This is a genomic window from Sphingomonas sp. P3_C6 (assembly GCF_056402595.1).
Window position 1 is genome coordinate 39179 of sequence record NZ_JBFUHB010000012.1, and the last position, 15963, is coordinate 55141.

Below are 15963 nucleotides of genomic sequence, written 5' to 3' on the forward strand. Positions count from 1 at the left end.
TGCCCCTATGTGCTAACGATTGGGTCAACCGCTCGCTCGCCTACAATGCTGCCGCAATGATTCTTTTAGATTGATGCGCAAGCGCTCCATTTGCGGAAGATACCAGGCGATGTTACCAAAGCACTATCTGTCGACTCATAAAGGAAAGACCGATGTCCCGCACGACTATCTTGGCTGGCACCTTTGGCGTAATCCTGCTGTGTTCGCCGGTCGGGGTCATGGCACACAGCGCGCTGTCCAAGGCCGATCAACAGCGTGTGGTATGTCTCCCCGAACACGACGGAACCGGCCAGCCGACCGAAACGCCGCGATGCATGACCGGGCGGGGATGGGAGCTTACACTCGCGCAATATCGCCGCGCCCAATACGAAAAGGCCGAGCGCGCTCAGGCTGGTGGCAGCAGCTCGTCCTATCTCGCCTATCGCTCCTATTTCAGCCTCAAGCCGGGAATCTGAACCAAGACATCATGCGCGGCGATAGTGTCGGCATACGAGCCGATGACTCGCCCCTCCCGCGTCCGGCGCAATGTACCGGTCAGGCGCCTTTGTCCCACTCCGAATCCACCGCGCTCTCGATGCACCCGTACCAGCCGAGCCCCTGATAGGTCTCGTATCCCGGCGTCCTCGCATAGGCGAAGACGCTGTCGCCCCGCCGGTACCAACCGCGCTTATCCGCGGATTATGACAACAAGTTCATGTAGGCGTCATGTAGCTCGATTGACCGGCCCCGGCATTCACCCACATCGTGGGTGGATTGATCCGATATTGGGCCCGGATCGGTTGTATGTATCCTTGACCGCGGTATCCGTTCATCTGAGGTCAAGCTTCGCCACGTGCCCAGCGACGACACGCCCCTACAACCGGCCGATGCAGTCCCTTTTGGTCGTATCCTGAATATCGAACACCTTGCCAGCCGCCGACGGCGAATTGCGCCGGCTATTGCTTCTAATGCCTTTGTTCGACTGGCTGCATCGCCGCCCCGCGAAACAGGCGACCGTTCACCGAGTGCGGTCAAAAGGCCATGAAGTCCGGCGTGAGGTCATCGCGAGTCCGGGACGGCAGCGCCGACACCCCTTTAGTATATCGCATCTTTCTCTCCGCCATCGATGTTGGCGGACCGGCAGCACAGGACGCCGGAACTTGGCGCGCAAGGGGCTGTTCCAGGCCATTTCGTCGCGCCACCCTTCGGACCGGGAGGCGCCCATAATAGGCCCGCACCGGACTATCTGACGGATTTCGTGTCTTTTTCGGCACGTCATCATCCCAAAATCGCGACCCTTGTTACGGCTTCTTTACAGCCCCCGGCGGCGGGTTTCATGCGCCCTCCATCATGTCTCGGGGGGCCGGGATGCATGGTCCCAAGAGGCTTGAAAACAATAGTCCGCGAAGCGGGGCGATTGCGCGTCGCCGCGGATCAGTGAGGAGCATCTCTGTGTCCAATTCCCCCCTATCCCTGCGTAAGGCGCGGCTGCTCGCGGGGGCCGCGTCGGCCGCTGCGTTCCTGTCGCTCGTCGGCGCACCAGCCTTTGCGCAGGACAATCCTGCCGCCGGTCAAGCCGACCAGGCCGCCGACAGCGCCTCAGGCAGCGACATCGTCGTTACCGGTTCGCTGTTCCGCCGCACCGACACGGAGACGCCCTCGCCGGTCACCGTCCTGACCAACGACGACATCGAGAAGCGCGGCATCACCACCGTGCAGGGCGCGATCCAGACGCTCTCGGCCAATAACGGCCCGGCGCTGACCAACAGCTTCACCGCCAATGGCGCGTTCGCGGGCGGCGCATCGTCGATCTCGCTGCGCGGCCTGACCACCTCGTCGACGCTGGTGCTGTTCGACGGCCTGCGCGCGGCCTATTACCCGCTGGCCGATGACGGCACGCGCAATTTCGTCGACCTCAACACGATCCCCGACGCGATCGTCGACCGGGTCGAAGTGCTGAAGGATGGCGCATCGTCGACCTATGGCGCGGACGCCGTCGCCGGCGTGGTGAACATCATCACCAAGAAGGAGATAAAGGGTTTCCATGCGACCGCCGAGGCCGGCGTCAGCCAGCGCGGCGATGCTGCGAACCACCGGCTGAGCGCGACCTTCGGTTATGGCGATCTGGGCGAACAGGGCTTCAACGCCTATGTCAGCGCCCATTATCTGAACAGCGCCCCGCTCTACAACCGCGACCGCGGCTATCCGTACAACACCGACAACCAGTCCGGCATCTGCTTCAACGGCGTGTGCGGCCCGAACAATATCGAGAACGGCGTCACCAACGGGGCCTATAACGGCCTGTCGACCCGTACCACTGCATTCATGGTCCGCCCGTATGACGCGACCAACACCAACGCCCTTGGCGCTTATCAACTGCTCAACGGCTGCCAGGGCCTGACGCCCTATACGCTGACCGCTGCGCAATATGCCGATGCCAACCCCGCGCTGGATGATGACAAGAACCCGATTCCCGCGCTGACCCCGCACACGGTCTGCCAGCAGGACATCACGCATGATTACGGCCAGATCGAGCCGAAGATGCAGCGCTGGGGCGTATCCGCCCATCTCACCGCGAATGTCGGCAGTGCCGAGCTGACCGGCGAGTTCAACTATGAGCGCAGCGAGTCCTCCTATGGCGGCCTCGCCAGCACCATTCGTGCAGCGGCACCGGCCGGTATCGACTTCCCGGCTTATACCACTGCCGCCGGCGACACCGTCCTGACCCTGCCGGTCTATATCTGCGCACGCGGTACGACCGCGGCCTGCACCGCCACAAACGGCACCCTCAACCCGAACAACCCGTTCGCGGCACAGGGCCAAGTGGCACGCATCGCCGGCCGCCTGCCTACCAGCACCGAGTTCAACTCCTCGCAGAGCGACGTCTTCCGTGGGGCACTCGGCCTGCATGGCAGTTTCGGCGAAGACTGGAACTATGCGATCGACGGCACCGCGATGATCAGCAAGCTGCAGACCACCGCAAAGGGTTACGTCAATATCCAGCATCTGCTCGATGAGGTCGCTGACGGTTCATACAATTTCGTCAATCCGCAGCAGACCAGCCAGGCGGCGCTCGACTATCTGACGCCGACCCAGATCAACCACCAGAACTCGCACCTGTACCAGATCCAGGGCAGCCTCTCGAAGGAGCTGTTCCAGCTCCCCGGCGGTCCGCTCCAGGTCGCGGTCGGTGCTGCGTTCCGGCATGAATCGCTGTACGATCCCAGCGGCAACCCGGACTATAACGGCCCGACCGATCGGTATTTCCGCCTGAACGCCTTCGGTGCGACCGGCAAGCGTGAAGTCGAATCCGGCTATTTCGAAATCAACGCGCCGGTGTTCGACAAGCTCGAGATCAACGGTTCGGGCCGTTACGATCACTATTCGACCGGCCAGAGCAACTTCTCGCCGAAGATCGGTGCGAAGTTCACGCCGATCAAGCAACTCGCGATCCGCGGCACCTTCTCCACCGGCTTCCGTATCCCGAGCTTCGCGGAATCCGGCGCATTGCCGACCACCGGCTATGTGACGGCACCGCTGTCTTCGCTGAGCCCGGAGTTCATCGCCCAGCACCAGACCCCGAGCGGTGCGAACAACCTCTACATCACCCAGTGCCTGACCAATGTCTGCGTTGGCGAGACGACCGTCGGCAATCCCAACCTGAAGCCGGAAAAGTCGCGCAACTTCACCGCGGGCGCGGTGTTCGAGCCGATCCACAATGTCAGCTTCACGGTGGATTATTATAATATCCAGAAGACCAACGCGATCACCAGCGTGGACTTCGGTTCGGCCATCTCCAACTACTACGCGACCGGCCAGACCAGCTTCGACGGCGTGACCATCACGCCAGACGAGCCGGACCCCGATCACCCCAACGCCATGCGCCGTGTCGCCTTCGCCCAGGGCAGCTTCATCAATGCCAACAAGATCAACACCTCGGGCCTCGATTTCGGCGCACGCGGCATGTTCAACATCGGCAGCAAGGTGAAGTTCACCTCGGACATAGAGGCGACCTACATCATCAACCTCAACACGACTTTCCCGAACGGGACGGTGCAGCATTATGCGGGGACGCTCGGCAACTTCAACCTGACGGCCGGTTCCGGCACGCAGCGCTGGCGCGGCAACTGGCAGAACACGCTGGACATGGGTCCGTGGTCGCTGACCGCGACGGCCTACTACACCAGCGGCTACAACTATTCGGCTGAAGACCAGCCGGGCGGTGTCGCCGGCGATTGCGGCCTGGTCCCGACCAACGGCGACAACGCGTACCAGCCGTGCAACGTCAAGTCGTTCATCTCGGTCGATCTGCACGGCCAGGTGAAGGTCGACGATCGCTTCACGCTCTATGCCGATGTGATGAACGTGGCCGATCGCAAGCCGCCGATCGACGCCACCACCTATGGTGCCTATCTCTACAACCCGGTCGTGGGCGAGGCAGGTATCATCGGCCGTGCATTCCGCTTCGGCGCGAAGGTGGACTTTTAAGGGCTTCCGGCAAGGGGGCGGTGCCATTGGCGGCGCCCCTTTCCCGGTCAGGATCACGATCGCTCCGGCCACTCCTTTGGACTGGTAACGCCGGAGCGGCCGCGATGCGCAGGAGGGCAACCTCACCTTGCGTTGACGTCCAGCCGATTCCCTCGATGGATGTCAGCGCAGGATTGCGTAAAACTCGATGCCCGGATCGTCCGCGATCCGGGCATTTTTTATGGAGCGGACACGCTCCCGTCGTCCGGCTCGCCCTCACATCTCCGGCGGTGGCGGCGACACGACTCCCCCGCGCGGGACCTCGCCCCCGGCGGCCCAGACGATGCCGTTCAGCAGGAAGCGGCGGTAATCGGCGAGCTTGTGCATATTGTCGTGGAAGTCGGAGCCGCCCCACACGAACGCCCGCCCGCCATCCGGCCGCTGATAGACCCAGGAGATCGGGTCCGGCCCGCCATTCTTCGGATCCTTGGGCATGCCCTGCAGCAGTTCGGTCCGCCGTGGGTTGGTGAAGAGGAAATAGCGCGAATACATCTCCTCGCGGAACGTCCAGGGCTTCACGCCGCTCAGCACCGGATGCTTCACCTTGAAGGGCGTCACCGCCCAAGTATCGACCGGATTGTACGACGAATAGGGAATCCACAGGCCGCCCAGCCAGTCGAGCAGGTATTTCTGCCCGGCCCAATTGTTGTTCCACATCGTATAATGGAACATCGCGACGCCGATATGCTTGCGCTTGATCAGGTCGTCGAAGCTCTTCAGCCAGGCGGTGGTTTCCGCATCATAGGTCCGCCCGTCGGTGTCCTGCGCCTGGGGGAAGAGCATTCCGGTCTCGCGCTTCAGCCAGTCGCCATTGCCGTCCACCACGATAAGGGCCGCGTCTTCATAGACGCTCAGGTCGCGCGGTGGCTTGCCGACGATCACCTCGGTCCTGAGCCCCTTGAGGTTGCTCGCATGCTCGAGCGACCAGGCAAGTTCGCGCAGGTCCTTCTCATATTCATGCCGGCCGGGCGCGCCATGTTCCTTCGGCCCGGCGAGGAACAGAATCTTCTTGGGCGCCGCCGTGTCTGCCTGAGGCGGCGCGGCATTCCCGCCCGACGCGAGCAATATGAGCGCCACCACACCGACCGCGCCGCCGATCGAACGGCCGAAACGGATGATCACCGACCTGAGCATTGACTCTCCCCACATTCTGCCCGCCCCGATTTCGGGATCCGGCAATCAAATATACTATATGATTCGCAAATGGAGCGTAACCCGGGCGGGAATGCAAGGGAATGCCGCGGACGTTCAGTCCGACGGTATCAGGCGGCGGGGATCGCCTGCCCGAGCCCGAGCGTCTCGCCGCGTGAGACGATCACGCGGTCGCCCAGTTTCACCGCCCCGAACAGCAGCTTCGCGAATTTCTGCGGCGTGCCGACACAGCCATGGGTGATATAGCCGTTGCCGACCTCGCTGCCATGGATCGAGATGCCGTCATTGGTCAGCCGCAGCATGTACGGCATCGGCGCATCGTAGATGTTCGAGACGTGGTCGGCGTCCTTCTGGGTGATGTTGAACACACCGAGCGGCGTCGGCTTGTCCTCGCCCCCGAAGATGACGACCGCGGTGCCGATCTCGTGCCCGTCGCGGAACACCGACAGCACCTGCGCCGCGAGATCGACGGTGACCACGATCTGCCCGGTCTTCGGCGCGGCGGATTCGTCCCAATAATATTCGCCCTGCTTCATGGCATGGTCGATCGGCAGGATGCTCTTCACGACATAGCCGACGGGTTCGGGCGCCGGCCGCGCCTTCAGCGCCGCGACGGCGCGTGCGGGGGCCGGGGTAAGTTTCGGGATGCTCCGCGCAACGACCGGCCGCGGCGCATCCTGCGCGCCGACCGCATAGCCGCCGGCAATCGCCGCAGGCGCCAGGAACATCGCCCCGATCCACAGCGCCGTCGGCCGGCTGATCCCCCTGATACGCATCGTCATGAAGCGGCTGATCGCGCGAATCCGCACGGATTTCCAGACGTTGAATCCGGGCGTACCGGAGCGGGACGAATGGGCCCGGCGTTCAGGATTTGCGGGAGGCCAGGCGGGCGCGGGGTTGCCGCGCGGCAGCGACATCATGCCAAGCGTCGTTCCACAGATAGAAAGAGCGGGCCCCAGGGGACGAGGCTGGATTAGCGATGCCCGCGTATCGGTTGAATCGATCGGGGCCGTGTTGGGAATGCCATGAGGGTTGCTGACATTCCGGCCGGACATTGTACCATATCCTGTACAATGCCGTGGCAATCATTGGCCCCATCCCACTGACGAACAGGCGGCTGCCGATCGGGGATCGCGGCCGAACAGGTGAAGATGCCGCGTTGGAGATGGCGGCACCGAGGGGCCGGCCGCCAAGTAACGCGCGATTTTTGCGAGGCACCCTGGAGAGGGCCGAATCGCGGCTATTCAGTTGGAGTGTACGAGCGGGACTTGCGCACCGCCCTTCTCTGCTTTCTCTTTTCTTCCGCAGACGTAGAGCAGCATATTCAGGGTGCTTGGGCGATAGTGTCACGCTATTTGCATATTTATGCGAGGGGTATCATATTTTCTCGGCGCATTACTTGATGTCGATCGTGTGGGCATGGCGGCGGTCCTCCGGTGCTGCCCTGGGCGGGCGTTCGCGGATTTCAGCAGGGATTTGGGGACGGGTGAATCGGCCGGGCGTAGTTGGCGTGGAGCATTTTCGATTACGCACGATGTACGGACCTGTGCCTTGACCAGCAGGGCTTACGGCAGTCGCAGAGCAGGCCGCGACGGTCTCAACCCAGAGTCACACCACGTCACCGTAACGTCGGACGCACCGCCAATGAAATATAAATGCCGCCTATACAGTCCCGAACTCGACAATATGGCAATAGTTGTCGCCTCCCCTGGAGATGGTCACATTCATCGCTGACTGCTGAGCATATGCAACGAGAAGTGCTGACACTTTTGTCTGATAATTATCGTCCGTCGAATTGACATAGGCAAAATGATAAGAGCAGCCCGTTAATTGATCCTCGCCGCCCGCGGAATAAATGGTAATGCGGAATCCGTAGTTTTCGCCACCAGAAACAAATATCGACTTGATTTTCCCTGCCCTCTGCAGCGTGTCGGCATAGGCCGGCGAACCGACGAGCAACGCGAATGACACGCACATGGCAGAAAATACTCGACCCAATTTCATTATGATGCATCTCCAGTCAAATTGTCATTATTCTCACCGACGGGTACCGGGCATCAGCGTGGTCACGCGCCACGTAAGTATCCTGCGCGCGGGGTCAACCAGAACCGAAACTGCCACTGAAATGGTGCCAAAAATCCCGCCGGTTGCGTTGACGCGACGCATCGGGCACCGCAGGGCGGTCCTCGAGCATTCGTAACGCCATCACCGGCGTCTCGAGGTTTTTGCTTACGGGGGGACTGCCATGCGCATGCGGTATCTATTGCTGACCGGCGTCGCCACGGGAGTGCTCGCCAGCGGCGCCGCGTCGGCGGCCGACGAGACCACCAAATACAGCTATGATGCGCTCGGGCGGCTGATATCGAGCACGCGGACGGGCGGGCCGAGCGATGGGGTCACCATGACCACCTGCTTCGATCCGGCAGGCAACCGCGTGCAATATCATATCGCGGCAGGGGGGCCGCCGACCTGCCCACCCGCGACGTCGACCCCGACGCCCACCCCGACACCAACGCCGACGCCCACCCCGACACCAACACCGACGCCCACCCCAACGCCGGGCTCGATGACGTTCATCGTCGTGCCGCTGGCGGGCTTCCAGCTCATCCCCATCCCCGCCTCGGTCCCCCTCTCCGTCCCGCTGCGCGTCGCCGCGCCTGCCATCACGACCGATGGTGGCAAGTGATGATGCCGGCGCTGTAACGCGGCATTCAGGCGATATTTTCGGAATTTCAGTTCTCGAAGGGGACCATCGTGAAGAAGATGGCAACGGCACTGGCATCGGTGCTTATCGGCCTGTTTCCCGGATCGGCGTTCGCCGACACCTATACCGGCAAGATCTCCATCATTCAGATAAACGATACGGGGTCCATGGACTTCCGCGTATTCCTGAACGTACCCATGGCGAATTGCAGCCTGAACTTCGGGTTCGTCGACCGGACATCGGGACTTTTCAATGCCTATATTGCTGGTCTTAGTACAGCTTACAGTCTCAACAAGACAGTGATCCTGCAGGTCACTCGCGAGGCAAGCGGCTTTTGCCGGATCTATTTCGCCCAGTACTGATGCTGATGGTGGGCTACGCATCGTGCAATCAACCGATCGGACAACGAGGACTTGACATGAGAAACATCTGGATCGCCGCGCTATCCGTCGCCTTCGCGGCTTGTGGACCGGGCCTTTCCGGCAGCGCCCGGGCAGAAACGCTTCAGGTCAGCAATGCGTCCCTGATCCAATATGCGGCCACATCAGACAATCGTGTCTATCTGCGGAATCTTGGCACGCTCAACGCAGGCTGGCTCGGCTGCTGCGGCGCTTATTATATCGACCTGACCAGGCCCGCGGGGCAGGCCCAATTCTCGGCACTGCTGTCCGCTGCGGCGCTGAAGGGGCCGATAAGCATCTATGTCGCGTCGGCCAGCGCGGGCGGCGAGGTCCTGCAGGTCGGGCAATTCTAGAACAGCGTCCAATCATCCTGCGACAATGACACCGAATATCGAGGCACGCCTGGCATGAGGTATTCTTACAAATTCATCTTGACATTGGCCCTGATGGTCCCCGGCCAGCTTAGTGCCGCGTCCGTCGTGACATCGGGCAAGATAACGAAAGTCTGGAACGAATGGGGCGCGAATTCGATGGCAGTGACCACGACCGCTCCAGTCGTCGGGAACGGGTGCGTGCATACCAGCAACTATGTCACCGACCCGACCAATGCCAATAACCAAATGATCCAGCCAATGCTTCTTTCCGCTTATATGGCAGGAAAGAACATATCGCTGGTGATCGACGGATGCCGCGGAAATGATTCGATCATCATATCCGTCATGATCGAATGATCCGCATAGTGCGGCATTCGAGCTACGCGTAGATCGCGGCGCTGACAGCTTACGACTCCTCCTCCCAAAATAAAATTCTATCTCATCGGCTGCGATTCACCCGGCAGCTCGATCGTTTCGACTGTTTCGCTCCACAACTCTAGATCCAGTAACTAACGTGATCGGATGACACACCTGGACCACGCCGTTGCTTTGACGATTTAATATGTGAATCAGAAATAAGCTCAATAATTCCATATGAGTTTCGAGGAAAATCGATGCGAAAGACAGAAAACAAGCGGCCACTAAGAGCGATCAGCATTCTTCTAGCGGGCCTGTGCTTGCCGACGACCGCGTCAGCGGACGCGAGCGGCGCCAGTATGGGCTATATTATAGGTGTGCAACCCGCCGCCCCCGGCGGTTTGTTTTTCAGACAAACGGGATCTCGATCGACGAGGCCATCCTGTGCGACGATAGATCGGTGGGTGATCAATGTGAGCACGCCAGAAGGCCAGACAATGGCAGCGACCTTGCTGACGGCATATAGCTTGCATAAGCGCATCTCGGTCACGGGAACTGGCGGTTGCGCGACTTGGGGCGACACCGAGACGGTCCTCTATTTCGCCGTCGAGGACTAGACCAGGAAACACCCGGCAGCGATCATTCGTTGATCAATATGATCCCGACAGTCTCCGTATCGCCCCAGATGGAGCAGGTGCCGGCTCCGTGGATGGTGATCGACTTGTGGAGCGCATAGGCAGTCAGCAGCACCGATAGCTGGGCCTGCCCCTGGAGGGTGCTGGCATCGACCGCCCAACGCGTGGCGTACCCTGCGCCGCAGGCCGGCGCTGCCGTGCGCGTTCCCGAATGCACAAAGATCACGGCGCCGTTCTGCGTCGCCTGCGGCTGGGTGATGGTGCCGCTCGACGCGTCGGATGCCTGGGCCGGCAGCGCCATGACGCAGCATGCCGAGGCGGCCAGTATCAGGCTCATTTTCACGATGTCATTCCCCGGCAAATTTGCGGCGAGGTTGCGTCATCGAGGCAATGCAGCGTCGTTTCCACGCTGGCGTACTGCCGTCAGCTGGGCGACACCGCCACGGCTATGATGCGGGGCCGCCCTCCGCCTGCGCATCCATCAATCGTGAAACTCACTTTGCGGTGCGCCATGTAGGCGCTCAGGAGCATCGAGGAGAAGAGCGCGCTCCCGGCATCAGCAGGGTCGACGATATAGCCATCGGTCAGAGAACAGGCCTGGGGATTGGTGAAGGCGAAATCTGTCTGCACGCGCAAATACGCAATCGTCCAACCGCCATACATGAAGGTGATGTATCCGTATGCGGTATCGGCCGGAGTAGCCTGAGCTGCAGCTGGAAACAGTGCCGCACATGCAATCAAAGCGCAGAGGCGGCGCTTAACTCGCGAAAATGTCATAGCCCTCACATGCTCCATATCAGGCGCTCATAGCGACCCTACTCCACAACGATATAAAGGACCTGCTCCCTCATTGGCTGCAACACGCTGCAATTGCCGGTCCCGACGACGGTTATCCTCTTTCCGGTAGCGAATGCCGTCAGGACAGCGGAAAACATCTCTTTCGAGCTATCGTCGCTGGTGGGTGCGATCACCCAGGAGCCATCCGTCGCACAAGCCGGCATCGCGGTTCTGGTGCCGTCCACACCGAAACCGCTAGGCGGCGTGGCGCCGACGGCAACCCTGGTTACTTTTCCACCCTGCTCGCTCGCCCGGATTGCCTGGGGCGAAGAGGAGAGCAAGGCGCCGAGCACCAGCAGTGGGAATGCGCGCATGCTCCCTTATTCTCCTATCTCATCGCTAAACATTCTCAGAAATAAACATTCTCAGAAATCGTCCATCGCAATGACCATGTTCGACGAATAGTACTCGCCCATCGCGCACGCCACCACTGCAATTTCGGATAGCTAAAATCTATTCTTTGAGGACGTTGGCATACTCAGAAACAAGACTGCTAATTTCATCAAGAACATCTCGCAACTCGTCCCAATCATTCATCGACAGCCTACGTTTTGCATCCGCAACCAAATCCAAAATATTGGACAAACTGTCATATTGCATGACTACTCCTGGGTATTTCCTTTCCGGCAATTGAACCACGACAGCATTCGTGGTTCCCCCAATTCTCTTAATGTCATTCATTATGGTGCCTTTGGACTGAATGCGATGTAAGGTAATGTTGTATCGAGAATACGCGTAAAGACATCCATCCCCGTTTCACCTTTAGTGGGATGAACCTCGCCGCCAGCCTTGCCCCGAGGAAGCTCCCGGCGCGCTTTTTGGCGCAATCTGCTGGTGCCCCCCGTATTGCCAAGAATATAGTCGAAGTCCGACAATGGTCCTGCCGTTCCCTTCGCGCGACTGCCTACGACGTTTACGGTAGTTTCATACTTATTCGCAAAGGCTTGGATGCGGGCAACTTCCCCAGCTGTCAATGAACCAAAATTTACCTCTTCAGCAGCGGCACCTCTAGCCGCAGCAGTCACGGCTCTAGCACCCGACCGCGATGTCGATCGAGCCAGCCCTCTCGTGAACACGGCGCCCTCCCCCCCGACGGGAATGGTAAGAAAGGCGCCAATTCGAAGCATTTCACTTGGTGTTGGCCGGCCGCCTCTTGCGACATTTTCTTGCACAGCGCCTACCGCACTTAGATAAACATCCGCAAYGTTGCCCAAGAGCATTGCGGCTGAGTGGTATATATTGTTGTCTAGCTCTTCATTCCCCGTCGGATCCGTAGCATTGACCGGATCATTCCCGACATAGGCATACAGCCCCATCTGGTCCTTATACCCGATCGGATCAGTCTGCAGGAACCGCCCCAATCGCGACGCGTAGATCCGGGCCTTGTAATAATACATACCGAGATCCGGCAGGTAGATCTGACCGGTATATTGGAAGCGGCCGAGATTGTCCGTGTTCGGCACGCCATATTCGTCATAGCTATTGATCCGGATCGGTGTCGCATTGCTGTCGGTGACCGCGACGATCGACCCTTGCTGATCCGGGAAGAGATAGCGCTGCGCCGCCACTGCGGTGCTGGCGCCGTTGAACCACACAAGCGGTTCGTCCACCCCGGAGCCGTGCACGTAGCGCGCGGTCTGGGTGCCGCCCGCGTCATATTCCCCGACCAGCGCGTCGCCATCGTACAGGAAGCGTGTAGTGCCGGAAACGCCGCCCGACGTCTCATACAGCCTGCCCAGCGGATCATAGCTGAGCCTGACGACAACGCCGCCGCCATCGACCGCGCCGATCAGCCGGTTCTCCCGGTCATAGGTGAAGAGCCTGCTGCCGTTCGACGTCAGGTTGCCGTTCAGATCGTAACTGAGCGCGATGCCGCTTACCGACGCATATTGATTGAGGCCGTTCGGTGCATAGTTTTGCGAAATAGCCGTGTAGGGATAGGCATAGGCAGGGTTCGACCGCGTGCGCTCCACGACCTGGCTCGCCGGGTTGAAGGTGAAACCGAGAGCAACGTTCGCCGCGCCGCCCGGGAAAGAGTTGGTGAGCGCACTCAGGCGCGAGATCGCGTCGTACCCATAGCCGGTGCCACCGCCGGAACGGACGGTCGATTCCCGCTGGCCCTTGTTGTTATAATTTATGGTCGTCAGCAGATCGGTGCCGTTGGTATAACCGTGGGTCATCCGGCCCAGCAGGTCGTAGGTGAAGGAAAAAGACTTCGCGTCCGGATGCTCGATCGACAGTCTATTGCCCGCCAGATCATATCCATAGGTCAGCGTGCGGGTCACGCCGCCCATGCTGGTCGTGCTCGTCAGAGGGTGGCCGAGCGCGTCCCAGCTGTTGAGCACCGCGTCAGCACCGCCGCTGATGTCGAAATAGGCGCCCGTCTGATGGCCTTGCAGGTCATATTTATAATAGACGTCCCGCGTCGCCGAAGCGGGCAGGCTGGCGCATTCGGACGGCTGGCAATCCGGCACGGTCTTCGTGATCAGCTGGTTCAGATCGTTATAGGTGTAGCCGATGGTCTGCCCATCACGCTTCTTCAGGCTCGTGCGGTTGCCGTTATCGTCATAGATATAGAATTCGTAGTCGGCCGAGTTCAGGCTGCCGGGCGCCGTAGTGCTCGGGAAGGTCCACTGGTTCTGCCTGAAATAATCGTCGTAGCCATAGGCTGAGACATTGCCGTTCGCGTCGGTAACGGACATCTGGTTTCCGTTATAATCATAAGTGTAGCTCGCATAACGCTGGGCCAGCGGCGTGCCATAGGCCTTGTCGAGCCAGCTGACCTGACCGGCGATATCATATTGGGTGTGCGTAACCCGGTCGAGACCGGCCGCACTGACGCTCGGGCTTGGCGTACAGGCTGAAGGGAAGCCACCGCCTGACAGCACCCCGGCGTAACCGATGGAAGGAAACGCGGTAACGTCCATTCTCGTGGTGACGCAGAGCGGCCGTCCGACCGCGTCATAGCTTGTCTGCGTAACCGACAAGGGTGCCCCCGTCCCTCCGGCCACCGCCTCCAGGATGGGCCGGCCGACACCGTCATAGCCCGTCGCCTTGCGGCCGGTAACGGCGAAACCCGCCCAATCGGTATCCGATGCGCTGGCGACATTGCCGGTTTCGACCAGCGTGACCTGGCCGTTGCCATCATAGGTTGTGCGGGTGGCAATCGGGAGGAGCGGATGGGACGGATCGTCCGGGTCGGGCGTCACGGTGCCGACGAGCTGGCGCATGGCGTCGTAGCGGTTGGTCGTCGTATCGCCTAAGAGCGGCCCGTCCTCGATGATCAGATTGCCGCGGTCGTCATAGGTGCGGGTGATAGTGGCGGTCAGGCCGCCCGGCTTACCTTCCCCGGTGGTGATCGTTTTCGGAACAAGATAATTGGCGTGCGTCGAATCAAACGGGCCGTAATCGATTGTCGTCCTAATTTCGTCCGCCGTGTTTGCGCAACTCGCCAGAGTCCGGCATTCTGACATACTGGTCGGCATCAGGACGGGATTGGCATTGACGCCGATGGTCTCCGTCCCGCCGAACGGCACATAAGAGACGCGCGGGTAAAGCCATTCATAGGTGATCCGCGTTTGTGGCCGAACCCCGTCGACCGCCGGCTTGGTGATGCTGATCACCTTGCCCCAGGCGTTATAGGCGATATCCGTCTGTTTCAGCTTTGGGTCGATTATCGCAACGGGCAGATTGCATGTGGCCTGGGTGGAATTAGGGTCGCAGCTTCCGGGGTAGATGGCCCTGGTAACGAGGGCCGGCTTTGCAGGGTAAGTCTTCGGATAGACTTTTTGGTATTCGATGTTGCCGCGGCCGTCATATTCGTAGCCGATCGCATTTCCTTCAGGATAGGTGATTCGGGTTACGCGGCTATTAGCATCATATTCATAGGTGGTCGTGCGACCCAGCGGATCGCGCACCGTGCGCGCATAGCCCTTCTTCTTGACGTAGGTGACGACGGTCTGGCCCGAATCCGGCGCGGTGACGGTCGTGGTGCCGTTCGATCCCGATGAGTCATAATGGTAGAGCCAGGTCGAGGCGCCATCGTTGAAACTGATGACCCGGTGATCCCCGTCATATTGCAGCGTGAGGTTACTGCCCGTCGGACGCTGCACCACCGTCATGTCGCCGTCGGAATTGAACGTGTAACGCCATATGCGATTCAACGGATCGGTGATGGTCTGCGTCGTATTCTTGGGCGATAGCGCGTTCCTGTCGTTGCGGGTAGCGGAACTGACATTCGGCGTATTGATGCTGATGCGCGCTACCTCTGCAACGAAGGTGGGGTAATACAGAGTGGTCCCGTTCCCTCCATCCACAGGATAATGATCATGGTCCTTCCAAAGGATCAGCGCCGTGCTCGTGTTGAGCGTCGAGGTCAGGCTGAGGCCATAGCCCTTGCTCGTATGAATGCTGAACTCGCCATTATAGCCGCCATTGACCTTGAAAGTATTTTCGCCTGGATAAGAGACGTCCGCCTGGTCAGCATTGACGTTGCCGAGCGCGGGCGAATAGTTCGCCGGCGTTGCACCGCCAGGATTATGAGCATTGAAACGAATTCTGATGCCTTCTTGCGACAGATAATCGCAGGAGCCCATGACCTTGCGGTCGGAATCCCAAAAGGTGCATTTCAGGGTCGACGTATCGCCACGCACGGGCGTCCATCCTGTAGAGCCGAAGTCGAACTCGTCGACCCTGCGCCCATTGTTGACGAAGAGGTTGCGATCGCCATCGGTCCAGATCGAGGGGCCGTTGATCTCCCACATGCGCCCGTTCCAGCGCATCTCCGCCGAGAAGACATTCCCCTCGTTACCCGCGGTCAGCGCCGGTGCCGCGATGTGGAAGGTCCCGTTGATCAGGTCGACGCCGTTCTTGTCGATCTGCTCGAACGTGTTGCTGGAGAGGAGTGGCCCCGTCGTATTGATGGCTTGCCCGTAACAGACACCGCCAATGCCGAAATACAACAGGAGACAGACCAGAAAGCGCATGAAAATCCTCGT

The 15963-nt window shown here is 60.2% G+C and carries 14 protein-coding genes; 6 read left to right on the plus strand and 8 right to left on the minus strand.

Annotated elements, in window-relative coordinates; genetic code table 11:
- The first annotated feature begins 152 nt into the window (after window positions 1–152).
- Window positions 153–455 (plus strand): hypothetical protein, encoded by a 303-nt coding sequence (locus tag AC1DT7_RS13295; protein ID WP_478036474.1) that lies wholly within the window; start codon window positions 153–155, stop codon window positions 453–455.
- Window positions 456–1431: 976 nt separating this feature from the next.
- Window positions 1432–4467 carry a TonB-dependent receptor plug domain-containing protein gene (locus AC1DT7_RS13300; RefSeq protein ID WP_478036476.1) on the plus strand — a complete coding sequence of 1012 codons (3036 nt, stop codon included), beginning with the start codon at window positions 1432–1434 and terminating at the stop codon, window positions 4465–4467.
- 255 nt (window positions 4468–4722) lie between these two features.
- Here AC1DT7_RS13300 and AC1DT7_RS13305 read toward each other — a convergent pair whose 3' ends face one another.
- The 3 genes from AC1DT7_RS13305 to AC1DT7_RS13315 form a co-directional block, all read right to left on the minus strand.
- Window positions 4723–5640: a ThuA domain-containing protein gene (locus AC1DT7_RS13305; protein WP_478036477.1), complete on the minus strand. Its 918-nt coding sequence runs from the start codon at window positions 5638–5640 to the stop codon at window positions 4723–4725.
- A 128-nt stretch (window positions 5641–5768) separates the two neighbouring features.
- A complete protein-coding gene (locus AC1DT7_RS13310) occupies window positions 5769–6578 on the minus strand; it encodes a L,D-transpeptidase family protein (protein ID WP_478036479.1) in 810 nt (269 codons plus the stop codon).
- 742 nt (window positions 6579–7320) lie between these two features.
- A complete protein-coding gene (locus tag AC1DT7_RS13315) occupies window positions 7321–7662 on the minus strand; it encodes a hypothetical protein (protein ID WP_478036481.1) in 342 nt (113 codons plus the stop codon).
- A 247-nt stretch (window positions 7663–7909) separates the two neighbouring features.
- Between AC1DT7_RS13315 and AC1DT7_RS13320 the strand changes: the two genes are divergently transcribed.
- The 4 genes from AC1DT7_RS13320 (at window position 7910) to AC1DT7_RS13335 (ending at window position 9494) form a co-directional block, all read left to right on the plus strand.
- Window positions 7910–8344 carry a hypothetical protein gene (locus AC1DT7_RS13320; RefSeq protein ID WP_478036482.1) on the plus strand — a complete coding sequence of 145 codons (435 nt, stop codon included), beginning with the start codon at window positions 7910–7912 and terminating at the stop codon, window positions 8342–8344.
- A gap of 68 nt (window positions 8345–8412) precedes the next feature.
- Window positions 8413–8724: a hypothetical protein gene (locus AC1DT7_RS13325; RefSeq protein WP_478036484.1), complete on the plus strand. Its 312-nt coding sequence runs from the start codon at window positions 8413–8415 to the stop codon at window positions 8722–8724.
- 56 nt (window positions 8725–8780) lie between these two features.
- On the plus strand, window positions 8781–9116 hold the full coding sequence (locus AC1DT7_RS13330; RefSeq protein ID WP_478036485.1) for a hypothetical protein: 336 nt from the start codon (window positions 8781–8783) through the stop codon (window positions 9114–9116).
- 54 nt (window positions 9117–9170) lie between these two features.
- Entirely contained in the window at window positions 9171–9494 is a 324-nt protein-coding gene (locus tag AC1DT7_RS13335) for a hypothetical protein (protein WP_478036487.1), read from the plus strand.
- A 639-nt stretch (window positions 9495–10133) separates the two neighbouring features.
- On the opposite strand, the gene AC1DT7_RS13340 is transcribed toward AC1DT7_RS13335, so the two are convergent.
- The 5 genes from AC1DT7_RS13340 to AC1DT7_RS13360 all read right to left on the minus strand — a co-directional run bounded on the left by AC1DT7_RS13340 (window position 10134) and on the right by AC1DT7_RS13360 (window position 15951).
- Window positions 10134–10466, minus strand: coding sequence for a hypothetical protein (locus AC1DT7_RS13340; protein ID WP_478036488.1), 333 nt, complete (start codon window positions 10464–10466; stop codon window positions 10134–10136).
- 86 nt (window positions 10467–10552) lie between these two features.
- Window positions 10553–10906, minus strand: a complete 354-nt coding sequence (locus AC1DT7_RS13345) for a hypothetical protein (RefSeq protein WP_478036490.1) — start codon at window positions 10904–10906, stop codon at window positions 10553–10555.
- Window positions 10907–10944: 38 nt separating this feature from the next.
- Complete coding sequence (locus AC1DT7_RS13350; protein WP_478036491.1) at window positions 10945–11280, minus strand: hypothetical protein; 336 nt, start codon at window positions 11278–11280, stop codon at window positions 10945–10947.
- Between the two features lie 139 nt (window positions 11281–11419).
- Window positions 11420–11647, minus strand: coding sequence for a DUF6959 family protein (locus AC1DT7_RS13355; protein ID WP_478036493.1), 228 nt, complete (start codon window positions 11645–11647; stop codon window positions 11420–11422).
- A complete protein-coding gene (locus AC1DT7_RS13360) occupies window positions 11647–15951 on the minus strand; it encodes an RHS repeat domain-containing protein (protein WP_478036494.1) in 4305 nt (1434 codons plus the stop codon). The genes AC1DT7_RS13355 and AC1DT7_RS13360 overlap by 1 nt, the downstream gene beginning before the upstream one ends.
- Window positions 15952–15963 lie beyond the last annotated feature (12 nt).